Genomic DNA, 23,568 nt, shown 5'->3' with positions numbered 1-23,568 from the left:
TTTGTTTTATTATTTTTCAATAATCTCTACTTCATTTACTTTTTTAAAGCCATCATATGAAATCTTATGGACAAGCTCTTCTAAAGAACAAGGGTTAGGGTAATATCTTTCTCCAGTAGTGATACTCACTAATGCATATACTTCAATTGCTTGACTTGCATACACTGGTGTTACATACGCTGGCGTTGATTCTTTTCCAAATAATGCACTGTTAATTGGCTCGTTTCTCACAATATTTCTTCCTTCAAAAGCGCTACTTGGATTCTGTTTACCCATTGGTGAGATTACGAACATATCTCCATTCTTCTTAACCTTGTCACCTTTTTTGATAAATGTTACGTTGTTCTCGATTGTTTTGATAGTTGTCTTAGTCATTATTCATTTCCTCCCTTGCGAACAAACTTAACGTCTTTAAGCCATAGCTCTTTCTCGTTGCTGTCTGCCCACACTCCGTTGATTTTTTTCTTTTTTGGTTTAACTTGTGCATTAATGATTTGAATTACATCTTTTTCTTCAAATGGTACATAAGCATATGTTCTTGTACCAATCTTAAACTCTCTAGACTCTCCAGTATGGAACTGTTGAGCTTTAGCACGAACATAGGTCTTAGTCTTAGTAACCTCAGTGATAAACATGATATTAGGTGGCATTGACTCATCTTTCGATTCAATATGTCCTAAGAATTCTAGCTCTCTTTCATATTGCTCTACTAATGAAAGTTTCTCATCTTCTAATTCTTGTTCTCTCTGCAATACTTTTGCATAACGCTCTGCTTTAGATTTGAGTGTGAGAGTCTTTTTGTAAGTCTTCTCGAAGAACTCAAATAGTTGTAATAACTTCTTATTTTGCCCAAACTCTGAGAAGTAATTCAGAGATATTAAGATTGCCATTTGACGAGAGTTGATTTGAACCTCATTAGAGCCGACAGTTACAATTTCTTCTGCTTTAACCATCTTCTGCAGTTCTTTTGGCTCATACATCTTAAGTAAATCTTTAATATCCATCACTTGTGAGCTACTGTTACAGTGTAACACCATACCATCTTTGATGTCAACAAGTAAATCTGTAAAACATTTATACTCTTTATTACGCAGTTCATACAATCCTTCTGCCACTTGAGAGTTAAGGAATTTAATAGGTTCTATACCTTGATAGATAGAGTTTGTCTCCTTATTAAACATATAACCGTCACGAGAATAGCGGAATTTAATACTATCTAGCTTAATACCTTTCTCTTTCGCATATTCAACTAGTTTATTAGTTTTATCTTCCTTCCCTATGTTTACGTTTAACGATGCTGTAAGGAATTCAATTGGATAGTAATATCTTAGCCATGCCATAGCATATCCCATCCAAGAATAAGCATCTGAGTGGTTTACAGAGAAGCCATAATCGGCACTATCTAAGAATACCTGCATGAATGGCTTGGCGATTCGCTCTGCCTCCTCATATGATAATCCATAATCTCTTGTCATTGTTTCAATGAATTTCGCTTCAATCTTAGGAACTTCTGTATCTATGATTGTCTTAATCTTCTTACCTATACCGCGTCTGACTAAGTCCGCCTGTCCCATCGTGTACCCACAGAATTTCACCAGAAACTCCATTAATTGCTCTTGATATACTAATCTTCCAAGCGTTGATGCTAAGAATTCATTCAATGCAGGATGTCCATTATCATAGAATTCACCTCGGCATACACTTTCACGATACGATGCACCAGATGGTCTCAGAATCGCGTTACCTAATGAGAATAAGTCTATGTATGAGAAGTTAGGGTTTTGCGCTTTAATCTTAGCAATTGTTTCTTTGCTGAATAGGTCTTTGTATATCTGATGCGAGAAGTCACTTTCCCACTGGAAAATACCAACATTGCTATCTAGAATACTATTCCAAACCTTCTCATCTTCCGAATCTAGGTTCTGAGGAGTTACAAAGTCTATTCCTGCTAATCTACAAACCTCGCTGATTACAGACGTAGTATCTAAGCCTAAGATATCAAGTTTTACATAGTTTTGGTCATCGATTTCCTTCATATTAAGCATTGTTAATGGATAAGGAGAATCTTTAGTTGTGATTAACCCCATATTCTCATCTAGTGGAATCGGAGATACGCAGATACCACATGCATGTTGTCCAATTGATGTGATTGTTCCCAATACGATATCAACATATTTAAACAGCTCTGGGTATCTATCACGATAGTAATTCTCTGCCTCTTCTACACCTTTAGCAATATCATCTACCTCGTTAAGTGGCATGCCTAAGCCTCGACCAATATCTCGGATAGCGCCTTTCATAGCGATTGTATTAGATGTCATGATTGGAGCGCAGTACAGCTCTGGATGGTTCATTAAGAAATCTTGAATCATGTAACGTTTTTGTGGGTCATAATCCGAATCAACATCGGCTAAACTGATACGTTCTTTATTCATGAATCGTTCGAAGTTGAGACCTCGCTCGATTGAATTCATCTCTGTGATTTGCATTAGATACGCGATAATACTACCGCTTACAGAGCCACGACCATATCCATATGCTATATCATTTTTCCTAGCATATGTCTTAACCATATCCTCTAGTAGCAGATAATTCTCAGCTTCATTCGCTCTATAAGTATCTAATTCATGCTGAATTCTCTGTGCGTAGATGAGCTTCTCATGATGGGGTATCTTATCAATGCCACGAAACTTAATGCCCTCTGCAATCTTCTCTTGAAGTACTCTATCTGGATTAGCATGTAACTTAGGGTACTTCTTAGAATAATCAAGCTTAAATGGCTCTACCATATCTAATAATACGTTTGTGTTGTTTAATGCCTCTGCAATTTCATCGCCTGTTAATACTCCTTGAGATTGGAACTGTTCAAAGATTTCATCATAGCTCTTTAATGTTAAATCAAAGCTATCTTCATCCGCGAATTCAACTCGTTTTGACTTCTGAAGAATCTTACGAGCTTCATCATGCTCTTTGTTTAACGCGTGAACGTCACCGCCTGCAATGATTCTCCATCCGTTGTTTCTAGCCAAATTAATTAGATGTCTATTTAGTTTTGCCTGCTCTAAATGTCGATGAGGCTGAACTTCTAAGAATACGCGATGCTTATTGTTGTCAATCCATTGTAGGATTTCAGCATACTTCTCATCATCATCCTTAAGCTTCCAAATAAAGCTCCCTAAACATGCAGTTGATACTAAGATGTTGTCGCTCGTATTCTTAATGTCTTTCCATGCGATACGAGGATTGTAATAGAAGTGATTGTCGCTTCTATTAAATGAGTTTGATACTAGCTTATTCAGCTCCTTGAATCCTTCAAAGTTCTTAGCAAATAATGATAAGTGGAAATTATCACGAGCCTTGTTTTCTAAATCCCAAGTGACATAAGCTTCTACAGCGTGAACATACTTCATATTTTTCGATTCGAGAAGCTTTTTACGGTTATACCAACCTGTAAGAACTCCATGATTCGTACATACAATCGTAGGAAGCCCAAGCTCAATTGCTCTTTCTACATACTGTTCAAACTTCGTTACGACCTCAACCATATTGATATTACTATGATGGTCGTGCAAGTGTATTGGTGTATATGTCTTTTCTACTGCTGTCAGTGTATCGTACATTGTATTCCTCCTATTTATGCTTCTTTAAGTATTCCATTGCTGTCCAATATAAAGGTGCGATTAGAACCGCTTCTCCATAAGTGGCTAAGACAACATCTTCCCAAGTACATCTCTTGCAATACTTTTGTTTTATATATTTTAAAATAACTTCACTAACTGACAAGTTAATGAAATCTTCATCGATATCTGGTAGCCTGCTTTCACGTACAGGTTCAATACTTACAGTCGCGCTCCCAATATAAGTAACATTACTTCCAATAACATCTGATGGCTTCATAAATAATACACAATTAGTTGCATCGATAACTTGTTTCATTTTTACTCCCCCTCTTTTCGATAAGTTAATATTAGCATAGCCTTAAATCCTTTGCAATACTTTTGTTTAATAATTTTAAAAAAGAAAAACGCAGATTTCTCCGCGTCTTAACTTAATCCAAACATAGCCATTATCTCTTCATCGCTAGGTTGGTCAACCTTCTTCTCTATAAACATAGAGCTATTCTCTTTATATTCCTCATAGAACTTACATTTACTCTTCATATCGCATAGAGTATTGCAATAGAAGGAATTAGAGTTGTCGATTCTGCTACGGTCAAATGCTTCATCAGCATTGCCTTCTTCTGTCTTTGCAATAATTTTGTCTAATACTGAAACTAATTCAGCCTTAAATTCCTCTACAATTTCCTCTGTCAGCTCAACATCAATATAACAGTTCTCAACTGTATACTTGTCTTGAATAAACTGAGGTAGGTTTTCTAGAGTATTGTTATTCATAGCTGTGTCCATCATTTCATTAATCTCAAGAGGATTAAATACGAACTTCTCTAGTTCTTTAATAGACTCTTCCTCAATCTTAATCATAGCCAGATACTCCTCTGCCATTTCTGGAGTAGTCTTCTTCTGCTTGATTTTCTTCTCAATCTTTGTAATTTCCTTTTGATGCTTCTCGATACTCTTCTCGACATCCTCAAAGTCTTTGCGTAACTGATTGGATATGTGAGCAACCCATAAGCTACGCTCTGCTTTAGTCGTCTTCATCTTACCATTCTTCTGCATGAACGATACGTTACAGTACTTCATCATATCGTAACGAAGTCGAATTTTATCAATAGGAATCTTATGGAACTGATTGATACCCACTGCATAAATCATTAACTGCTGAGCCTTTTTCAACAAGTCTTTGCCAGTGAATCCACTCTTACTAGAAGTTTTGTAGTCGAGAATATAAAAGATTCCATCTTCATCTGTATACTGGGAGTCGATATAACCTTGGAATACGTACTTCTTAGCGCCTTCGAATACAGCTAAGACAGCTTTCTCATTAACTACCTTGTGAGGGATTTGCTCTGTATGAGTAAAGTAATGTCGAAGGTTTTCGATATACCCATCACGCTCTTTATCAGAATTGAATTTTAGCGCAGGGTCATCGTTAATTTGCCATTTGATTACCTCATCGTTAAACTTGTGAATCATCTGCTCATATGTATGAACTTCATCGTATAATCCTTGGATAATATCATGCGATACTGTACCAAAATGTGTGTAACAGTTATCACCTTTTAATCTAATCTTATCAATATACTTAAGCTTATATAGCCAAGAACATTGTAGATAAGTACTCATTTTTGAGAATGACCATAGCATGTCTACTCCCATTTTCTCTTTAATCATATTTAATTGTTCATAAGTTAATCTCACTGTACGACACCTTCCTCTTTTAAATGTGCTTCAAAGTTCTCAAGGAAATGAGCCGAACATTTAGGTACATAATAATAAGCCTTCTCTTCTGCTTTTGTATCCCCTACTTGGATTTGGTCGCCCTTAAACGTTGGTTGACCATCAAAGTATCGAACATTGAACATTGCTTTATGTTTGCATCCTACTTCACGACAAATCGTCTTAACTTCCTCTAATCGATTCGCATGGATAAATAATGATTGTGAACCTTCAAACATATTTCCTCTAAAATCCGTCTTTAATCCATAACACATCACTGGAATATCAAAATGGTTTGCTACAAGACGAAGCTGTAATACTTGTGCGGATGTTAAGAACTGCGCTTCATCAACTAATACACAAGAAATGTTGATATCGTTCTTTAATAACATCCCAATGTGACCATAAATATGATAGTCCTTCTCTACATCAAGACAGTCAACTGACAATCCTGTTCTACTCTCAATCTTCCCTTTCTTAGAGCGAGAATCTGCTACTGGTTTAATAGGCAGTACAAACTCGCCTCTGGACGTATAATCATATGCATCCATAATTAATCTTGCTGTTTTAGACGAATCCATCGTCCCATATCTAAAGTAAACCTTTGCCATTCTATTCCTTCTTTCTGCAATACTTTCGTTTAAAAGTCTAATAATGAATCTACATCTAATTTTGTGACCTTATCTGCTCTATAAGCTTCTAGGTTATAACAATACCAAGCTTCTTTTAATGCCACATATTTTGCTAGGAACTGAGCCTTTTGAGACTCTTCAAAATAATGCGTTCTGGTCTCATCCTTGCCTGTACCTGTCATAATATGCGTATACTTAATAATGTACAATTTCTCCATCATACAACTCTCCTACTCTCCAATAGTTCGTGAAATATCTTGTATCCTAAATCAATTGGCGAATCCTTCTCGCCTAATACATCGTTATCGTCATAAATGTAACTAGTCTTTCTAAATTTAGAGAAGCGTTTGGCTGTATCAATAAGGTACTTCTCCCCAATATGCTCTCCTGTTTCCTTGTTAACCATTGTCATAACATCTTTATCGAACGCTATAATGATTTCAACATCCATAGGAACGTTCTGTAGGATAATTTGAACCTGTACGTCACTAATCTCATGACCGCCAACAGCGCAACTATATCCTTTATTTCTGGTTTGAGTGAAGTTCTTTAGCACTGACTTCTCTGCTTCAAATATAATAAGCTTCTTATGCTCTGACAGGAATTCTACCGAGTGACTGAATCCATACAAGTTATACATCTTCTTGTACCCCTTTATATAGTTCCAGTATTTTGGTATCTTCATCTCTTTTAGAACCTTCGTATCAAGTGTTGTCCTCCCTGTTATTCCTACAATCGCGTTCTTATCATCGTAATTAGAATGTGGGAATAGAACTCTATCTAACATTGGGTCATAGCAAACATTAAACAGCTCTGCTGTTTGTGGCATAATCCCCTCATAGAATAAACTCATGTGAGGCAACATAATGAAATCTCTTAAAGTTTCCATGCCGAACTTAGGAGTCTCAATCTCATCAATATTTTCAATCACCCTATGTTGCTTTCTAATCTCTTTATACATTGCCAATAAGTCTTTCTTATCTTCCTTTTTAAACGAACCACCTAATCCAAATAGACTTCTTACAAATCTAAAACTTTCTGAAAATGGTTCTTTTCGTAACAATTGAATAAGAGATAGAATATCACCTCTAAACGTATCGTCCTGCTTATACCAACAGCAATACATAGTGCCTATATTGACTGCGATGGCTGTATGACTTGCAGAATCTGGTGGAGCGCAACGAATCTCATCACCAGTACGCCACATACCATGGCATCCAACCTCTTCAAGAAGCCTCTCTACTCTCTGTAGGTCTTCTTTTAAATACTCTTTCACTTCATATGCATTCATAATTTCATCACCTATACAATAAAATTGCTGATACTGTAATCTTAACACAATATCAGCAATTCTGCAAATCTTTTGTTTAATGGTTTATTTTGAAAATGCCTCTTTAACTAATTGTGACACTTGCTTCATATCAGCCTTGCCTTTTAATTGAGGCGTTAATTCCTTCATTGCCATACCCATATTAGCTGTACGACCAACAACTATTGTAACTAATGTTACAACTTCTTCTTGAGTTAATTGCTCTGGTAAATAAGCTTGTAATACAGTCTTTTGATATTCTTGGTCTGTTGTTGAGCGACCTGCAGTCACTAATCCTTCAATCTCTTGGTCAATTGCTTTGATTTCACGATTGATGCAAGTGATAATTTGGTCTTCATTTAACTCTGGCACTTTTAATGCAATACGCTCCTTCTCAAATGTAGCTAACAACATACGTAATGCTACAACCTTTACCTTGTCCTTGTCTTTCATAGCTTGAATCATGTCATTTTTAATAGTTTTCATAATTAATTCCTCCGATTTAGTATTTTTCTGTTTCTGTAATGATTTCTATATCTCTGTCAACATAGTACTCTCTTGACCAAAAGTGTAGATATGGGAATGGTCTTGGTATAATTTTGCACCATGTTCCACCGTACCATTTTCTAAACCACTTCATTTGACTGAGTTCGTGTCCAAAGTATGAGTTATAAAGCCACTCTTTCATATGCTTACTCCTTAATTAAGACATCTTCAACTGGAACAGTCTGATGTAAACCACCTTTTAAGCGTTCGCAGTTCACCCAATTCTTCCCGAAGTCAACGCCATCATGCACAATTCTTACTATGTCACCTTTTTCAAAAGCATGGATATGTTTTACATTATTAACAATAACGCCATAACCCTTCTTTACTCCAACCAATGCCTTCTTCTTTGCTAAAAATTCAATATTACGTTTCTTCATTACGATTCCTCCTCGATTAGTTTGATAAAGCTTTACAGATATTAGTGACCATATTGTCAACTGTGAATAGAACTAGTAGCACTATTATTGTGAAAAAGAACGGATATTCCTTTGCAAAATTCCACACAATCAATTCCTCCTAATCGTGTCTGATATGGATATTGCCTAACTCTATAACTTCATCTCCTGCAAATACCCAACCCTTGCGCTTTATTTCATTTAGCTGAATCTTATGGCTATCCACTTCTTCAACCATTGTAATTCTATGATACTTCCCTTTGTCATTAGCTCTTCTTATAGCATCATCCATGCTTTCTGCAACTAATAGATATGACTTATATAGGCTATCTACTAAAAATAAATTAGCCATGTCTCTGAGCCTCGTACTTCTCTATTATTAAAGGAAGTCTCTGCTCCATTACTTCAAACAACTCATCGATTGTGATTAATTCTCCGAATGGTTTATGTTTGAAATGAGGACTATCTACTCCCACATTAATCTGATTTTCCCATGCTGATTCCTCGCTATGAATGTGACCATGAATCGACCACTTTCTAGGTCTTAAACCAATCTCAAGAGGATAGTGTGTCAGCCACATTTGTTGCTTCTTATATTTCAATGTGATTCCAACTTCATGATACTCATGAAGCAATCCAAGTTCGTTGATTTTTTGATAATGTTTAGAAAGGTCATGGTTGCCTTTTATTAAAATAATCTTGCCCTTTAGTCGCTTCAACACTTCAATCGTTTGGTCGCAATTACCAAATGATAAGTCTCCAATGTGATAGACTATGTCGTCATCATTCACTTGTTTGTTCCACTTGTTAATCATGTCCTCTGTCATTTCTTCATAAGAATCATACGGTCTATCTTCAAACTTTAATATGTTCTTATGGAATAGATGTGTATCGCTTGTGAAGTAAATTGTCATTGCCTTTCTCTCCTCGTTACCATTCATATTTATATAACTTATAATCATCTTCAACTAGCCTAAAGTAAGAACCGCTATACTCACCAGACAGCTTATCATTAAGGGACTTTACAACAATCTCCCCATAGAACTTATCGATGTTCTCGCACACCAATTTATCATCGTAGGTTTCTCTGTTAAGATTATCCACACAGATAATTTTCATATTAACTACTCCTATTTACGTTTTCTCTTTTTGCATGCGAAACAATGAGTTTCTGGTCTAGCAAATGTTTCTGACCAATAATGACCAAAAATTATACAGTACCAACTAATTTTTCGCATTCTTATCGTCTCGCTGTTCTATGTATCCCAACAGTTCTTTTGTACTACTCTCAACTTCTCTTATCCAATATTGAATGCCATTTTCAGCCTTCTCTTCATCAATATGTCCTTCTTGAGATAACTGAAATAGCATCTCTATTTTGGCAACGCCTTCTGCCATATATCTAGCATAGTCTCTTGCATGATTAATTCGATATTGACTTAAGCCATGTTTCGCTCTCATAACTTTCTCACCTTTCTTTTATTCAGATATCTTGACCAACTCTACTTTAAACCTTTCTTTGTAACTACCATTAAAATGTTCTTGTAGTTCTTGTGTTACGGTATCAACCTCATACAAGACTGGTTCTCCTTTAAAGATGTCGCCATCATCGTACTTGTGATACTCTATAAAGCTACCGATTTGTGGTACAGACATTTCGAAATACTCTTCCCCACGCCTAGTTCGTAGAGATTTTAAACCATCTAAATCTATTAATTTAACAAGTGTCATCTCTAATTCTCCTTTTCTATTAAAATAACGCTTTGTTCGAAAACAATATTATTCAATCGATTTTTCTGATTTTATTATTGACATGCTCACATATCTTGCATTTCTTTTCATGCGTAAACCAACCGTCATTATTTATTTTAATTAATTCATAATCATGTTTATGGTCACTTTTCTTTTTAGGCAATTTATTTCACCTCTTTTGCAATATAAAAATCAAATTTGAAAACACTTCAACACTTCATAAAATGATGATTTTATTAGATGATGCTATCTATCTTTCTAGCTACTTTAACCAATACAAAGATAAGTAGGATATGAGTAACTGCGCTCATAGTATTAGCAGTTAGCCACATATACCATTCAGCTTCAACGCTTCTCTTTATTAATAAGTTGTTAAACACATATCCAACCATTCCAATTGCAAATGCTAGTTTAAAATCGCTCACCTTAAATGCTTTTAATCTCTTAATCATCACTCTTTCGCCCCTTCTGTTCTTTATATATACCTAACATCGTCATAATCTCTTTATCGGATAGCTTTTTAACATCTATCTTAGATATCATTATTTCAGCCTTACATCTCCAGACATGCTTTCTAATCACATCTGTTACTTTATAAATTTTATAATAATCATTTCCGCGTATACTGCCATCTTTATTAATTACTATCCCATTTTCAAGATTCAAACGACCTGTAGGTGTCACCTTGACAATTTTATAAATAAGCCACTTGCAATAAGCAAACCTGCTATTTTCAATAGCTACCTCATCGCCAACCTTAAGAGTTGATATCCATTCTTCTCGCTCTTTCTTATCGTTGAACATATGTTTACCCTCCAAATCTGTAAAGAGTCACATCATAATCTTTAAAGGCTCTATCTATAATCGCGTATACCTTATCCCAATCTCCACCTGCTAAACCGCAACCAATGTTATATGGTAGAGCGACTGTCAATCCTCGACTTTCGGCATATTCCCTTAGATGCATTAACCCAGTATGTAACGCGACATAATCTGTATATCTTACACCCTTCTTTCTACCATAATTCAATTGAGAAAAGATATTAGCTACATGCTTTCCTTCAATTTGAATTACTAGGATATCTCCCATTAAATTCATTGGATGCGTCTTGTAGCAGTTTTTTGCATAGATATTATAAATATCTGGATATTTATCTCGAATTTGCTTTGCTAACCCTGCACCCATAACTCCTTGACAATTAACTTGATGACCAACAACATCTTCTGAAGCCTGTAGGATATCCCCTTCAACAACTTTAATCATTTTATTTCCCTCCTAGTATTCTTCTCGGTACTTATTGATTGTTTCATAAACTTCTTCAGTTAATTCATCCGCATCGCATTTGAGCTTATCCTCAATCTTTGCGAGAATCTTGACTGCTAGTTCCCAACTGTCCATTAGAATCTCTCCTCTTACATTTTGATTTCGATGTCGATACTCATCGGCTTACCATTATTAGAAAAATCACTGGAAACCTCACACAATTCCTTAAACATCTCGTCTGCAAGAATGGAGTCTTTATGATTAGAGATTTTGCTATCGATATCTTTTTGTACCATATAAGTAATAGTCTCCTGCTTATTCATAGAATTTAGGGTTTTTATACACTCTTTATAGAATGATAAATTGCTTATCGAATCAAAACTTAATAGTGTTTCCATAATTTTATGTCTCTTCCCCAACAATTTTGCAATACGTTTGTTTAATACCTTATATCTTACATTAATCCTTAATTCTTTTCTGCCGATTAAGCCAATCTCTTCAGCTTGAACCAATACGCTTGCTGAGACCTTAACGTTCATATTATTCTCTCCTTTTGTACTGCTTTGCTGTTAATGTAATACTATCACACTAACAGCATCTCTGCAATACTTTTGTTTAATAATTTTTAAATATCTAGTGGAATATTACATGTTCCTAAGTCTTTGAACATATTACGACCAATATCAACCTCTAATACAAGCTGTCTATGAGTCTCGCCATTACGGTTTTTCCCAAGGAAGATAATGAAATACTCCTTATCTGGATTCATTTCAACGATTGCACCATTCATTGTTTTTACCTTTACCTCGTTACTACCGCCCTTTTTCTCAGAATCTAGAGCTTTACGGACAAGCATTAGTGTAGCTACTACGTCTACTACGTTCTTGGAAACACCTAAACTATTCTGATTTAGATGACGTGTTAGCATGGCAGATTTACCCAACTGATATGTCACCCATACGTGTCTGTTCAGAGCAGATGGCTTTACAACATCATGTAGTTTAACCATGTTCTGTTGTAATTGAAGCCATGCCTGCATATTTTCATTAGTAGCATCGCTATCTAGCTTTAATGTATCTAATACATAGTATTTAACATCATGAATAGCAGAATGCTTCTTAATCGTCTTAATAGCCTTGTTCATATTGAATGAATTAAAGTTGACGAAGTTAATAAGCCCCTTCTTCATCTTGTCATCTAACCAATCTACTCCTGCCTTAAGAGTAGCCATCTCTTCATTAGAGAATTCTCCTCGGTTAAATCTGGATTTTTGGAAATCTCCATCCGTCATATTATTGACTGCCCATACGATAATTTCGCGCTTCCATTTTACTGAATCTTCCTCATTGGCTAAGATTAATAGTTTCTCTTGGAACTCAATCATATTTGGTAGAATTTGTGCTAGAGTTAAGAATGTTTTACCAATACCAGAGTTTGCTGATAACATTGTAATATTCCCTAATACTTGTCCATTTACAGCGTCAGTAAGTAACGGTGATGCATATGGGAATCCACGCATTTTACCTGCATGAGCATCTTCAACAACCTGTAATAGATTGTCGCTTAAATCTTCTAATTTCTCCTCAACGTCAACATCAGCGAAAATAGTTGCCAATACTCCTTCTAATGCCTCTTGAATCTTATCGACACTCATTACCTTATAGTGTTCGAATTTCTCCATGATAGGGAATCCTAAATCATGTAGCTTAATTAATGCATTTGTCTTCTTAATATCGGTTAGATAACTTGGGAAGTTTTCTTCTTTTACGAATGTAATCCCATTTGCGATTGTCTGATATCCACCACATTCATCATACATCTTCTGTAACAGCTCATTCTCTGATACGTATAATCCTACTACAATATCATCTAGAACCTTCTTCTCTTGCTTGATAAGCTTCTCTGCAACAGCAAAGTACATCTTCCACTCATTCTCATGAAAATCATCTGCTGATAGATTGCTATCAAAATATAAATCTGGCTTCTTGTAGATACTAAGTACGATATAGCTCTCTGCTGTATTCTTTGTTTTCTTTAACATCTCTCTAAATTCATTGCGCTGTTCTGTTGTACTCATAGTAAACCTCCAAATAATGCTTCAATATTACTTTGCGTTTCCGTTTTCTCTTCAACTTGTTTTGCTTCTGTTTCCTTTTTCTCTTTCAGCTTAGATATGTAATCAAATGTTTCTGTAACCTCATCTTTTTCAAGCTTCTCAACAGCCTTACGTTGTGATTCTAATCGCATTGCCACATCATTGATTTCATCCGTTACAAATCTCATGATAGTGTTGACGCGATGTTTTCCGTCCTTAAAACTAGCTGTCTTTAGATAGGGTTGAATCTTTATGTTAGCCACTTTCATAGCAACTAGAATCGTTTTAAAATCATACCCTCGTGGTAATAGTCTGGTATTGTTCCCAGAGGGATAGAATTGACCAAGGCGAAGACCTTGTAATCTACGAATCGTATGGTCGTCTAATGGGATTGTTGAATCCAGTCCTAAGACATTGCCTCTAAAATATTGGTATACAGCATCCCAGTCAGAGTTCTCCTGCACCCTTAAATCCGTATCTTCAAGCTTCTCATTGTATTTTGAGACACAGCTTAGATGAAGCTGTCTCTTATAGTTTCTGATACCTGCTTTCGTAGCCAATGGGACTTTTTTAATAACATGCTCACTACTTCGTTCAATAATCTTCCCACAGTAATAGCATTTAATTGGCTTCTCCTGCTTCTTCGCTTTTGGTTTTGCCACTGTAAATCTCCTCCTAAAACAATCTGTAGATAAACATTAATATATCGACTAAGACGATTACCGCCATAAATGCAAATTCAAGTAATTTTAAAATTAGCCATAGCAATAATGGCAATATAACTGCCAGAGATATGCTCCCAATCAAGAATAAGAACCGCTTCTTAATTCGCTTCCTTTGTCTCTGCCTTCTCATCATATATGAAAACATCTCCTTCTGCAATACTTTTGTTTAAAGGGAAATCAATTAAGATTCCCCTTTAAACTTTCTGTATTTAGATAGCTTGTAATTCTTTTACAATTGCTTCTAAAGCATCATGTTCGTTAGCTTCTGGTTTCATTGGGTTCTTGATACCCTTTTCTCTGACTAGCTCAATTCCTCGTTTTTGATGAGCTTCTGATTTACTCATAAGCTCTTTAAAGATATCTGATAAACTCTTCTCTTTTTCAGCATCTTCTTTTTCAAGAACTTTCATAGATTTGCCTGCATCTTGAGCTAATTTAGATTCAATCTTATCCGCACCGTCACGACTTTCAACATATGCCTGCCAAATTTTGTAGCTTGGGTTCTCAATGATTTGACCAACTTGAGTAACTCCAGTACGGTCTTTCTTGATTTCACCTTTGTAAATTGTCTTCCCTTTTGAATCTACTTCAGTAAATAGCTTAACAACTAAATCATAGTCATATTCTGAATTCTTCTGCATTACAGGCTTCTCACCAATTTTAACGAACTGCTCGCCAACTTTAGTTTTAATATCATCAATCTGTGCAATAGATACTACGTTTACACCTTTAGCAGATACGTCAATCTTTAAGTTTTGTAATCTAGTTGCTACAGCCTTAATGCGTCCATAGCCTCGCATAGAAACTGCTGAATCCATAACATCCTTACCTTTGGCGATTGCCTTCTTCTCTTCTACTGTAAGAGCAGAGTCAGTTAAGTTTTGATAGAATTTAGTTTCAGAGTCAATTGCTAATGTACCAACCGAACCTTCGTCAAACGATACCATTTCTGAAATCTCATCAATAGCCTCTGACATTTCTCCATGACTTTGAGTATTAGCTACACCTAGTAAGTTAGAACCCCACTTCTTATCGTTTTCATACCAAGACATACCAGTTTCAGCATCTAATGCGTATACTTTTGGGAATGATAACGCGAATACAGATTTACCAGAGCCTGTCTCTCCCATGACAAGAGCTTTTAATCCAATTTTCTTAGTAGATGGTTTACGGAATAATGACATAATATAGTTACCTCTTTCGTTTATTTTATAGTTTTATAGTTTTTCATTTTTTGCGCAAATCTTTTGTTTAAGGGAGTAGATTAAACTACCCCCAATATTTAATTATCTTAGCTCCCTAGACCCATAGCACTCATCCATGACATGTCGTCATTTTGGATATCGTTAGGCTTTTCGTTACCTGCATCTTCAGCGATTTTGTTTAAATCGATTTCATCCTTCTTCTCTTCTATCTCCTCTGGCTCTGGAACGACTAAGTCTGCAGGAGTATACTTCGTATCGTCTAGGTCAATTACAAGCTTAGTTTCATCATTAGCATCTTTCTTTAAGAATGGCTTAGCGAATACTAGTTTGCGTGTCTTATTCCCCTGAACAGTCATCTTTTTAAGAGCTTCTTCCTCATCATACAATCCCATGTCGATTAACTCTTGAACCTCTGGAGAAATCTTAATGTCCTTAGTAGAGATTTCTTGTTTCTCGAATCCTTCAATGATTTGACCTTCAATTGTTAATTCGCGAATCTTGCCTTTCTTAACCTTGAATAATGCATCAAGAATTTTCTTAGTCATCTCTGGCTTTTCTTGATTTACCTTAACAACTACTGGCAGTGAGAATGGAATTGTCTTTTTGAACTCTTTCCCATCACGCTTGCTTACATATTGAGCAACTTTAGCTTGGACAACGACTTCTCCGCTTTCCTTTGAAGCCTGCAATGCTTCCTTGCTGACAGCATACTCGTCTAATAAGATTGTTTGACGGAAGTTAGCAAAACCTTCTTCTTGATTGCTCAAGTAAATGTCCTTGATGTTGAACTCGCGCTTATCATTCCCGTTATATTCGCTGAATTCATATCCGCCTTTTACACAAATCATCATTCCATCTTTTAAATGTTCTTTCAGATAATTGTGTACGTCTAATGGAGATAAGAATCGTTTTACAATCGTATTATCGTCATCATCTTTTTCTACGCCAATCTTATGTATTTTGAAATCTGCGCTTGAATCGATAATCTTTTCATTAAATCGGTCATTCCAGTTGATTAGCATTTGATTATTATCCTTGTCCATTCCGTAGATAACTGGCTTTTTAGGAGAATATCCGCCCATCATTTTACCGTAAACTATGTTGCCTTCTGAAGTTTCGATACCTAGGTTAATGTTGCAGTATTTGAACCCAGTAGTCGGACTAGCTGTTTCACCGCTAAATGTTTTATCATTAATTTTAGCTTTCCCTACCACTGTGATACTTGAAATGCGCTTTTTTAATTCTGTCATACTTGATTACCTCTTTCGTTAATTTATTTTATCTTCTTCCCAGAAGTGGTCACCCTCGTTAAACTAACATCTGCAAATCTTTTGTTTAAGATATTAGCTTAATTACTTTGCCACTTTTATATGTGAGAGAGAATGAAATCTCTCGTCACATATTCAATTGTAATACTTTTGTTTAATAATGTCAACGCTTATTTTTAAGTTTTTTATTTTGATAATAAACCGTTAAGCAGTATAGATAAAAGATTAATAGTACGTTAATTGCTTCGGTAACTACTACATCAATTGGAGTTTCACCGATAATCATATTAACTAAGATTAAGAATAGTCCGCTTCCTAATACGACCCATAGCCCACGACTTACGCCTTCAGCCTCTTTCACCTTTAATAGATGAATAATTTGCGGTACGTAAGCTCCTAACAAGCAAATCGTTCCGATAGTTTGAAAGATATAACCAATTTCTTGTGCTGTCATCACTTGCTATCCCCTTTCCAGTTTTTCTTACATGCTATTACTAGAAACAGAGTATACCAAGCGAATCCTGCATTGAATACTTGAGTTATGCGAACTTCTATAGGAGTCCCTCCAAGTTGCATATTAACTAAAATACTTGTTGCTCCTACTGCGATTAACACCCAGAATAAAGTACTAATTCCAGTTGGATTCTTTGTCTTACGAAGTTTAATAATTTGTGGCATATAACCACCTAGTAGCAATGCTGTTCCTGCTACTTGCAAAATCATTCCAATTCCCATCTTAACTTCCCTTCTTTATTATCGGCTATCTGTAATACTTTTGTTTAAGATAGCCGATTTAAAATGTTATTTATTATGAGTGTAGACTCCATTTGTTTGGCTATTATACTCTTGATATAATATTTGGTACTTTTCCTCCATGCCTTGAACCTCAACAGGGAAGCCATTATATCTTGTCAGCACACCATTCTCTGTTTGAGACTTTGTTAGATAGTCTATACCAGATTGAATCGCCTGTAGCATATCCCCATTGATACGAATCGATTTAGGGATGCCTAGCTCGGTAGATACACGCTCGATATCATCCTCAAATTCTTTCACAAGAGATAAATTCTTTTCAAGAAATTCCACATCTGGCTCAGCTATCTCTTGAACATTTTCAACCTCATGTTCTACAGATTTATAATCCTCCTCTGAAGGAGTCCATTCTGTAGGGGCTTGTTGTTGAGCATGATTGTCGTCTATAAACTTGCCATCTAATTCATATTCCATAAGAGGCTTCTGAACTATGCTTACAATGCTTTCGCTTAGCTGACTCATATGTAGCTTCATCATTTCCTCTTCTGTTTCTGCGCCAGTAAAGTCTTGAATTGCTTTAAGATTTTCTGCTCTTAACATTTTTTCGTAATCAATTACTACTGTTAATCTTACTACACCTTTCATTAAAAACCGCCTTTCTCATGCATATTCTGCATGTCTTCGATTGTATATACTCCTCTGATATCGATGGATAGTTGAGAGCTAACATGGTCTCTATCACCATCACATACAACATCAACGATATTTTGCATACTTTGCTTTTGTAATTGTAATTGCTTTAATTTTTCCTGATATTCGCTAAACACTTTCATTACCTCACTTACCCCTTAGTTTACATTACTTTTTGTTTTTGTGCAATACTTTTGTTTAATATTTTATCGATGTTTAATTGAACCGCCTGCCATTACAGAACCACCAATATTACCACAATTAACGCTTCCTCCTGCTGATACACTTCCTTTAACATCATCACATCTAACAGAGCCTCCTGCGCTCACCGAACCACCAACCCCATCACATGTTACTGAGCCATTAGACTCAACATCACCATTGATGTTACCATTAACAACTGTGCTATAACCACATTTCAAAGTTCCTTGAAAATTATCGGCATTAATAATAATATTTTTCTCTTCTAATTTATGCCCTTGGATAACCCCATCGACAATGACTTGACCGTTGTTGACAATAATATTTCTTCCAGTATAAGTTACTCCACCAATACTAATCATGCTTCCCATACTTACATCCTCCCATTTTAATGCAGTAGACTGCTTCATCGAGGTCTCGAAGCTTTTCTTCAATACCATCGAATTCGTACCAGTTATCTTCTGCCTTAGATAATTTAACCATTTTTTCAATGATATCTCTTCTTTCTTGCAATACTTCCAGTGCATATTGCATTAGCAACACCCCTTAGTTTGCTTTAAGATTCCTCCTAATTATATATCTCTTTTTATTTCTCCGCAATACTTTTGCTTAATGTTTTTAAGAAAAAACTATAACATGTGTCTCTAATCCTTCTTTACGTGCAAGGTCAATCATATGTTTAGTCCCTTTACTGTTCCCATCCCAGAAGCAGAAGCAAACACCATCTGAGCCTGCGTATTTTGCCATATCCCAGTTTCTAATAAACCCTGCCTTCTTGCCTAGCCCATCCCAATCTGCTGGCATTCTAGTAAGCTTACAACCTGCCTTTTTCGCAAATTTCTCGCCAAGTTTATCTGCACCACCTGCTGTACCGCTAACAATCTCAACATCTTTAGGATAATATCCTTTTCTCATAAAGTAGGCTACAAGATTCGTAGCTAATTTCTTGTAATCATTGAACTTCCTGCTACCTGCTACAATAACTTTGACCATAAAAGCCCTCCAAATTAATTGTTTATTTTGTATTAAGAAAATACTCCATATCCAATTTGTTGATTTAACCCCTTGTTCCAATACCCAACAATTGGTTCTGCTTCAAGGTTTAGTTCTTCCCACTCAAAATCCTTCGGCATACTGTAAGAAATGAACCACATAAATAGTTTAAATACCGTTTCTGTCGATGCGCTAACTGAACTAACAGCTATAAATCTTCCATCATGATGTTCAAATTCATCACTAGGCAATTCATCTTCGCTAAACTTGAACCCATGGTTTAGTAAGATTTCGACCGCATCTACACTAATGTTTGATTCTTCATATTCCGTTAATAAGTATCTCCATGTACGATATCCTAAGCCTTCAATCCCTGTATAATTTTCATTGTGATTCATTTGCAACCCAATCTTTTTACACGTATCCTTGTATGCTTGCCTCATCGCTTCTACAGGGTAATTGCAGTATACATAATAATCTTCTGACTGATTATGTCCATCGTTTGACCAATCTCCTATAGGAACTTTAAATAGTGCTTTTCCAACAGTATTAATCTCCTTATATTCTACTGATGGATATTGCTTGTTTAAATTAAATATCTTCTTACATTTAGTGCATTTATGGACGTATAGAGGAGGGCTTATTGGCTTTATCATCCCTGTAAATTTCAGCTCTGTATCCTTGCATTCATCGCAATTATAGTTAACTCTAACTGGTTTTAACTCTCTTTGTTGTTCGCTCATGCTAATACCCCTTTCGCTCTTGCTTTCTTAATCCACTGTGGGAACTCATTTAAAACCCTGTCCATAAACTCTTCATCACTGATTCTTCGCAGGTCATTAATATTAAAGAAGTCGGCATTGTCTAGGAATCTACCAGACATATCATCAAGCTTTCTTAAAAACTCAAAATTCGCCCCACCGATACCGACAAATTGCCAGAAGATTGGTTGGATAGATGATTTACGAATGATATCTTCTGCCTCTTTTTTATCGAAGTTATCACCATCTGTGATGAAGAAAACTAACGTAGGTATAGTAGGCTTTTCAGTATTTTTACTCCCCATTATTCGTGATAGTAATCCCTTTTTAACAGGTTGTCCATATCTCCTTACAACCATATCCATTACTTCTGCGTAATAAGTTGAGCTTTCTAATGATGTTTTTTGTAACAATACATTGTCTACGAATCCTTGGTGATTACCTTCTGTTACAGAGCCAATCTCGTGCGCATGTCTTCCGAATGCGAACATATCAATACTTTTATCAATATCTAAATTCATACCAATTCCAAGTGTTCTATCGGTTAGTTCTTGCATTGTTCCATTTCTATAAAGGCTTCCCATAGAAACTGAAATGTCGGTAATAAATACAACCTGTGCCTTCTCACCAAAAATAGCTTTCTTTTCTAATACAATCTGTGCCTTCTTATTTAAGTCGATTAATTTGCTCATTAATATATCTCCTTTGTAAATGTAGTCTTATCTATTTTTATATCCTGTTCCATTACAATAATGACAACTTACATTGATAGTTGTTACTAGCGCTCCAATAACTCTTACCTGTGAAATCTTACCCTTCCCATTGCAATTCCAACATTCTTTTTTACATTCCATATTTAAAGATTTCAAACTGTATCCCTCGCTTTTTTAATTGCTTGATAGACATCAACTGCATAATCTTCTCTCATATCCTCGTAACCCCAAATGTCTTCGCCTACCATCAACTCTTTTGCTAGTCTTAAACAATCATTAAGTTCATCTCTTAATCTATCTCTCATTTCATCGTAAGTAGTTTGTACGCCCATATCCTTACTTGCCTCCTATTAAAGTAATTTGTATCAATCGTGTTCAATGCCATCCCAATTAATAGATTCATATATTTCCTTAAACTCTTTTCTTGTTATTGCTACGCAAGTGAAGCTAACATTGCCTGTATCTTCATCTCTCTGTCTCCCAGTGAGCCAAATTAAACCATGATTTGGAAACTCTTGTTGTTCAGCCATAAAGAAATCTTTTTCATCTCCATCACATTTACAAGAAAATCTCTTTTCCATTAACATTGACATATTATCACCCTTCATAAAATGTAGTTTTTATTCATTGATTAAATCTTGATGCTCTGATTTGTAAAACTCCTGTTTATTCACTTTTACGAAATACTCTTTATGAGATTCTCCTTTCCCACTATTGCACCAGTAACATGGTGTCATATATTCATCTGCATTTGATTTCTCAACATCACACTTAGTATTATAAAGATTACAATAAATCACTACGATTCCTCCCCTTTTAGATAATCGGTCTTACAATATTGAACCCTAACTCTTCTGCCTCTTTTTCATCAAATCCATTATCTAGGTGCATGCAATAAACTCTATCTCGATTAACCCAAATTAAATCATTTAGTTTTCTTAGCGATAAATGTACGTTGCCTTCGTAATCAGCTTTACAAGTATCTTGATAAAACAAATCGATTTTACCTTTATCAAAATCATGTAGGATGTTCTGTGGTATATCATTAGAATCTCCGCTATAGTAGGCTAACTTATTTTGGTAGCTAATTAGATAACCAAAACAGTCTAATTCTGCAACGTGCGTTACAGGGATTGCTTCAAAATTCATATGAAAATCTCCGTAATGAATGCCTGCTGTCTTATCAAATTGACACAGCTTATAAGTTCCCTCATCTACCCCCATCATTTTTAGCAAGTGACGAATCTTTAAGTTATAAGGAGCAAATACAGTGACGCTTGGCTTCATCAATTCTCCCATCGAATAGAACCCATAGAAAATTAAATCTCCTAATGAACCTACGTGGTCTGGATGAGTGTGTGTTAATAGAACCTCTATATGATTAACTCCTTCTAATAGCCCTGCTCTTTGAATTCTCTCAAAAGTACTGCTTCCACAATCTATTAAAAACAACATGTCGTCACTCTTTATAAACGCCCCATTATTTCCTAATTTAGTATTAAACGCACTTCCACAACCGATAAAATTTAACATTGTATCTTCCTCCTATTCAAATGATTTAATCACAAGATATTTCATTTCCACCTATTTTATATTTACCTGTAAATATCGACATCCAGAATTCACCTACATATTCCTGCTTATTAACATCGTATAACAAAGGAGAATTACCTTCTGATGTAATTTCAAATCCATACTTTTCAGATAGAGTATTTAACTCTTCAAGAAATGCTTCAACCTTTTCTTTTTTATTCATGCTATTGCTCCTCCTATTCAAATGTCATTTCATTAATTTGTTCTGGTGTAAAGCGTCTTCCTGTGCGATTGTAGACTGGATTAAAGATATTATCTGGTGACTCTGGTTCAACTTCGTGAAAGACATTGTCTTCAAATTCTAATAATAAATTACCAATCTGAACCACTGTTCCATTCTCAAGAACAAACGCTCTTCTCACACCTTCTACCAATTTACATCGTTCTAATGTCGCCCTGTTGGGTTCGTAGCCATCGTAGTACATCTACATTTCCTCCTACTTTACTAAATTATTTAAAAACATAGAGCCATGGCTGTAGCTAGTTGAATACGTAAACCATACTCCCTCTTTAGTTACATTGGTGGACATATTGACAATATCCGCTCTTGTAACCATCTGCATCAATCTCTTGACGCTAAACTCATCTACATATACTGGTACACCATCCGTTGTCAAAAATACTTCTTTCTTAATCTTTCTCGCCATGGTTATTCCTCCTAATCTGGTTTACATGCTTCGCAATAAACTATATCTCTAATTACAACTGCTGTTTCTTCATACTGTGGAAATCCACATTGGCACTCCCACCACCAACCATTTGCAAGATAAGCCCATTTTGGGACTAGATGTTCACTTCCATACTCATCTGCCCACTTTGCTCTTCTAACTTCTACTGCAATGAAGTCAATGCCAAATTCACTCGCTCCATATTGTCTAGCTTGACCTGCTGTTTCTGCAAATGCTATGCGTGAATATTCGCCATCGCTTACTTGATATGCTTTCATGAAACTCCTCCTATTTTTTCGTAATTTTGCTAACAATAACCCCTGCTATAAAGCATACGATTCCAGTTAAAATTTTTACCGTATCTGATTCTGGCATGCTATTTCCCCTCTTTTCTGTTTAGTAAAAGGACTCTATTAATTTTCATTCTAAATTTTGTAATGACTTCCACTACCAACGATTTCTAAGTAGTTCTCAAGTTCAGAAACATGACTTGAGAAATGCATAGAGCCTGGAATAGATACTGAACGACTGCCATCTTCGTTGTGCCATATATAAGCAACATACTTAATTCCTTTGTACTTAAAGATGTTGTAAATCTCCATGTAACTTAAGCTGTATTTTGGCTTGATTTTGTCGCCTACTACTATTGATTTAATCAATTTGTTT

Annotated in this window: 41 protein-coding genes; all 41 read right to left on the bottom strand. The window is 35.6% G+C overall.

Going from position 1 to position 23,568, the window contains the following annotated elements:
- Window positions 1-9 precede the first annotated feature (9 nt).
- Entirely contained in the window at window positions 10-375 is a 366-nt protein-coding gene (locus MHH42_RS31325; RefSeq protein ID WP_340895597.1) for a hypothetical protein, read from the bottom strand.
- The gene (locus tag MHH42_RS31320; RefSeq protein WP_340895595.1) at window positions 375-3,620 is read right to left on the bottom strand and encodes a PHP domain-containing protein; all 3,246 of its coding nucleotides are present in this window, start codon (window positions 3,618-3,620) and stop codon (window positions 375-377) included. The genes MHH42_RS31325 and MHH42_RS31320 overlap by 1 nt, the downstream gene beginning before the upstream one ends.
- A 10-nt stretch (window positions 3,621-3,630) precedes the next feature.
- Window positions 3,631-3,936 (bottom strand): hypothetical protein, encoded by a 306-nt coding sequence (locus MHH42_RS31315; RefSeq protein ID WP_340895593.1) that lies wholly within the window; start codon window positions 3,934-3,936, stop codon window positions 3,631-3,633.
- A 107-nt stretch (window positions 3,937-4,043) separates the two neighbouring features.
- The gene (locus tag MHH42_RS31310) at window positions 4,044-5,318 is read right to left on the bottom strand and encodes a PD-(D/E)XK nuclease family protein (protein WP_340895592.1); all 1,275 of its coding nucleotides are present in this window, start codon (window positions 5,316-5,318) and stop codon (window positions 4,044-4,046) included.
- On the bottom strand, window positions 5,315-5,947 hold the full coding sequence (locus tag MHH42_RS31305) for a thymidine kinase (RefSeq protein ID WP_016084970.1): 633 nt from the start codon (window positions 5,945-5,947) through the stop codon (window positions 5,315-5,317). The genes MHH42_RS31310 and MHH42_RS31305 overlap by 4 nt, the downstream gene beginning before the upstream one ends.
- A gap of 29 nt (window positions 5,948-5,976) precedes the next feature.
- Window positions 5,977-6,186 carry a transcriptional regulator gene (locus MHH42_RS31300; protein ID WP_257143197.1) on the bottom strand — a complete coding sequence of 70 codons (210 nt, stop codon included), beginning with the start codon at window positions 6,184-6,186 and terminating at the stop codon, window positions 5,977-5,979.
- Entirely contained in the window at window positions 6,186-7,259 is a 1,074-nt protein-coding gene (locus MHH42_RS31295) for a hypothetical protein (protein ID WP_340895588.1), read from the bottom strand. The genes MHH42_RS31300 and MHH42_RS31295 overlap by 1 nt, the downstream gene beginning before the upstream one ends.
- Window positions 7,260-7,343: 84 nt before the next feature.
- Window positions 7,344-7,763, bottom strand: a complete 420-nt coding sequence (locus MHH42_RS31290) for a GatB/YqeY domain-containing protein (RefSeq protein ID WP_340895587.1) — start codon at window positions 7,761-7,763, stop codon at window positions 7,344-7,346.
- Window positions 7,764-7,779: 16 nt separating this feature from the next.
- Entirely contained in the window at window positions 7,780-7,965 is a 186-nt protein-coding gene (locus tag MHH42_RS31285; RefSeq protein WP_340895586.1) for a hypothetical protein, read from the bottom strand.
- A 4-nt stretch (window positions 7,966-7,969) separates the two neighbouring features.
- Window positions 7,970-8,203, bottom strand: a complete 234-nt coding sequence (locus tag MHH42_RS31280) for a hypothetical protein (protein WP_098126355.1) — start codon at window positions 8,201-8,203, stop codon at window positions 7,970-7,972.
- A 139-nt stretch (window positions 8,204-8,342) separates the two neighbouring features.
- A complete protein-coding gene (locus tag MHH42_RS31275) occupies window positions 8,343-8,573 on the bottom strand; it encodes a hypothetical protein (RefSeq protein ID WP_340895583.1) in 231 nt (76 codons plus the stop codon).
- Complete coding sequence (locus MHH42_RS31270; RefSeq protein WP_340895580.1) at window positions 8,566-9,135, bottom strand: metallophosphoesterase; 570 nt, start codon at window positions 9,133-9,135, stop codon at window positions 8,566-8,568. Before MHH42_RS31270 ends, MHH42_RS31275 begins: the two co-directional genes overlap by 8 nt.
- Before the next feature lie 310 nt (window positions 9,136-9,445).
- Window positions 9,446-9,682, bottom strand: a complete 237-nt coding sequence (locus tag MHH42_RS31265) for a hypothetical protein (protein ID WP_340895579.1) — start codon at window positions 9,680-9,682, stop codon at window positions 9,446-9,448.
- An 18-nt stretch (window positions 9,683-9,700) separates the two neighbouring features.
- Window positions 9,701-9,952, bottom strand: coding sequence for a hypothetical protein (locus MHH42_RS31260; protein ID WP_340895577.1), 252 nt, complete (start codon window positions 9,950-9,952; stop codon window positions 9,701-9,703).
- A 257-nt stretch (window positions 9,953-10,209) separates the two neighbouring features.
- Window positions 10,210-10,425, bottom strand: a complete 216-nt coding sequence (locus MHH42_RS31255) for a hypothetical protein (protein WP_340895575.1) — start codon at window positions 10,423-10,425, stop codon at window positions 10,210-10,212.
- A complete protein-coding gene (locus MHH42_RS31250) occupies window positions 10,418-10,777 on the bottom strand; it encodes a hypothetical protein (protein ID WP_340895571.1) in 360 nt (119 codons plus the stop codon). Before MHH42_RS31250 ends, MHH42_RS31255 begins: the two co-directional genes overlap by 8 nt.
- Before the next feature lie 4 nt (window positions 10,778-10,781).
- Complete coding sequence (locus MHH42_RS31245) at window positions 10,782-11,237, bottom strand: macro domain-containing protein (protein ID WP_340895568.1); 456 nt, start codon at window positions 11,235-11,237, stop codon at window positions 10,782-10,784.
- Window positions 11,238-11,249: 12 nt separating this feature from the next.
- Window positions 11,250-11,372 (bottom strand): hypothetical protein, encoded by a 123-nt coding sequence (locus MHH42_RS31240; RefSeq protein ID WP_340895566.1) that lies wholly within the window; start codon window positions 11,370-11,372, stop codon window positions 11,250-11,252.
- 14 nt (window positions 11,373-11,386) lie between these two features.
- A complete protein-coding gene (locus tag MHH42_RS31235; RefSeq protein WP_340895565.1) occupies window positions 11,387-11,776 on the bottom strand; it encodes a hypothetical protein in 390 nt (129 codons plus the stop codon).
- Between the two features lie 86 nt (window positions 11,777-11,862).
- Window positions 11,863-13,314, bottom strand: coding sequence for a hypothetical protein (locus MHH42_RS31230; RefSeq protein ID WP_340895564.1), 1,452 nt, complete (start codon window positions 13,312-13,314; stop codon window positions 11,863-11,865).
- Complete coding sequence (locus MHH42_RS31225; protein ID WP_016084952.1) at window positions 13,311-13,994, bottom strand: hypothetical protein; 684 nt, start codon at window positions 13,992-13,994, stop codon at window positions 13,311-13,313. The genes MHH42_RS31230 and MHH42_RS31225 overlap by 4 nt, the downstream gene beginning before the upstream one ends.
- Window positions 13,995-14,266: 272 nt before the next feature.
- Window positions 14,267-15,241: an AAA family ATPase gene (locus tag MHH42_RS31220; protein ID WP_340895562.1), complete on the bottom strand. Its 975-nt coding sequence runs from the start codon at window positions 15,239-15,241 to the stop codon at window positions 14,267-14,269.
- A 107-nt stretch (window positions 15,242-15,348) separates the two neighbouring features.
- A complete protein-coding gene (locus tag MHH42_RS31215) occupies window positions 15,349-16,512 on the bottom strand; it encodes a hypothetical protein (protein WP_340895561.1) in 1,164 nt (387 codons plus the stop codon).
- A 181-nt stretch (window positions 16,513-16,693) separates the two neighbouring features.
- Complete coding sequence (locus MHH42_RS31210; RefSeq protein ID WP_340895559.1) at window positions 16,694-16,984, bottom strand: PQ-loop domain-containing transporter; 291 nt, start codon at window positions 16,982-16,984, stop codon at window positions 16,694-16,696.
- Window positions 16,984-17,265, bottom strand: a complete 282-nt coding sequence (locus MHH42_RS31205) for a PQ-loop repeat-containing protein (protein ID WP_098126365.1) — start codon at window positions 17,263-17,265, stop codon at window positions 16,984-16,986. The genes MHH42_RS31210 and MHH42_RS31205 overlap by 1 nt, the downstream gene beginning before the upstream one ends.
- 66 nt (window positions 17,266-17,331) lie before the next feature.
- Window positions 17,332-17,928: a hypothetical protein gene (locus tag MHH42_RS31200; RefSeq protein ID WP_098126366.1), complete on the bottom strand. Its 597-nt coding sequence runs from the start codon at window positions 17,926-17,928 to the stop codon at window positions 17,332-17,334.
- Window positions 17,928-18,116: a hypothetical protein gene (locus MHH42_RS31195; protein ID WP_257143178.1), complete on the bottom strand. Its 189-nt coding sequence runs from the start codon at window positions 18,114-18,116 to the stop codon at window positions 17,928-17,930. The genes MHH42_RS31200 and MHH42_RS31195 overlap by 1 nt, the downstream gene beginning before the upstream one ends.
- A 63-nt stretch (window positions 18,117-18,179) precedes the next feature.
- Window positions 18,180-18,545 carry a hypothetical protein gene (locus MHH42_RS31190; protein WP_340895556.1) on the bottom strand — a complete coding sequence of 122 codons (366 nt, stop codon included), beginning with the start codon at window positions 18,543-18,545 and terminating at the stop codon, window positions 18,180-18,182.
- Window positions 18,529-18,708, bottom strand: a complete 180-nt coding sequence (locus MHH42_RS31185; RefSeq protein ID WP_098126368.1) for a hypothetical protein — start codon at window positions 18,706-18,708, stop codon at window positions 18,529-18,531. Before MHH42_RS31185 ends, MHH42_RS31190 begins: the two co-directional genes overlap by 17 nt.
- An 84-nt stretch (window positions 18,709-18,792) precedes the next feature.
- The gene (locus tag MHH42_RS31180; protein ID WP_098126369.1) at window positions 18,793-19,167 is read right to left on the bottom strand and encodes an SLOG family protein; all 375 of its coding nucleotides are present in this window, start codon (window positions 19,165-19,167) and stop codon (window positions 18,793-18,795) included.
- A gap of 32 nt (window positions 19,168-19,199) precedes the next feature.
- The gene (locus MHH42_RS31175) at window positions 19,200-19,910 is read right to left on the bottom strand and encodes a hypothetical protein (protein WP_098126370.1); all 711 of its coding nucleotides are present in this window, start codon (window positions 19,908-19,910) and stop codon (window positions 19,200-19,202) included.
- Window positions 19,907-20,620 carry a VWA domain-containing protein gene (locus tag MHH42_RS31170; RefSeq protein ID WP_098126371.1) on the bottom strand — a complete coding sequence of 238 codons (714 nt, stop codon included), beginning with the start codon at window positions 20,618-20,620 and terminating at the stop codon, window positions 19,907-19,909. Before MHH42_RS31170 ends, MHH42_RS31175 begins: the two co-directional genes overlap by 4 nt.
- A 173-nt stretch (window positions 20,621-20,793) precedes the next feature.
- Complete coding sequence (locus tag MHH42_RS31165; protein WP_098126372.1) at window positions 20,794-20,973, bottom strand: hypothetical protein; 180 nt, start codon at window positions 20,971-20,973, stop codon at window positions 20,794-20,796.
- A 33-nt stretch (window positions 20,974-21,006) separates the two neighbouring features.
- Window positions 21,007-21,234 carry a hypothetical protein gene (locus MHH42_RS31160; protein ID WP_257143181.1) on the bottom strand — a complete coding sequence of 76 codons (228 nt, stop codon included), beginning with the start codon at window positions 21,232-21,234 and terminating at the stop codon, window positions 21,007-21,009.
- 27 nt (window positions 21,235-21,261) lie between these two features.
- Complete coding sequence (locus MHH42_RS31155) at window positions 21,262-21,441, bottom strand: hypothetical protein (protein ID WP_340895553.1); 180 nt, start codon at window positions 21,439-21,441, stop codon at window positions 21,262-21,264.
- A 16-nt stretch (window positions 21,442-21,457) separates the two neighbouring features.
- Complete coding sequence (locus MHH42_RS31150; protein ID WP_340895550.1) at window positions 21,458-22,174, bottom strand: MBL fold metallo-hydrolase; 717 nt, start codon at window positions 22,172-22,174, stop codon at window positions 21,458-21,460.
- 25 nt (window positions 22,175-22,199) lie between these two features.
- A complete protein-coding gene (locus MHH42_RS31145) occupies window positions 22,200-22,397 on the bottom strand; it encodes a hypothetical protein (protein WP_340895548.1) in 198 nt (65 codons plus the stop codon).
- Between the two features lie 13 nt (window positions 22,398-22,410).
- The gene (locus tag MHH42_RS31140) at window positions 22,411-22,659 is read right to left on the bottom strand and encodes a hypothetical protein (protein WP_340895546.1); all 249 of its coding nucleotides are present in this window, start codon (window positions 22,657-22,659) and stop codon (window positions 22,411-22,413) included.
- A gap of 12 nt (window positions 22,660-22,671) precedes the next feature.
- Window positions 22,672-22,881, bottom strand: a complete 210-nt coding sequence (locus tag MHH42_RS31135) for a hypothetical protein (protein WP_340895544.1) — start codon at window positions 22,879-22,881, stop codon at window positions 22,672-22,674.
- Window positions 22,882-22,892: 11 nt separating this feature from the next.
- The gene (locus MHH42_RS31130) at window positions 22,893-23,180 is read right to left on the bottom strand and encodes a hypothetical protein (RefSeq protein ID WP_340895542.1); all 288 of its coding nucleotides are present in this window, start codon (window positions 23,178-23,180) and stop codon (window positions 22,893-22,895) included.
- 147 nt (window positions 23,181-23,327) lie between these two features.
- Entirely contained in the window at window positions 23,328-23,561 is a 234-nt protein-coding gene (locus MHH42_RS31125; RefSeq protein WP_340895541.1) for a hypothetical protein, read from the bottom strand.
- Window positions 23,562-23,568 lie beyond the last annotated feature (7 nt).

The organism is Bacillus sp. FSL L8-0099 (assembly GCF_038006385.1).
Lineage (GTDB): Bacteria > Bacillota > Bacilli > Bacillales > Bacillaceae_G > Bacillus_A > Bacillus_A toyonensis.
The sequence above is the reverse complement of the archived record's forward strand: the minus strand, read 5'-3'. Positions and strand labels throughout refer to the sequence as shown.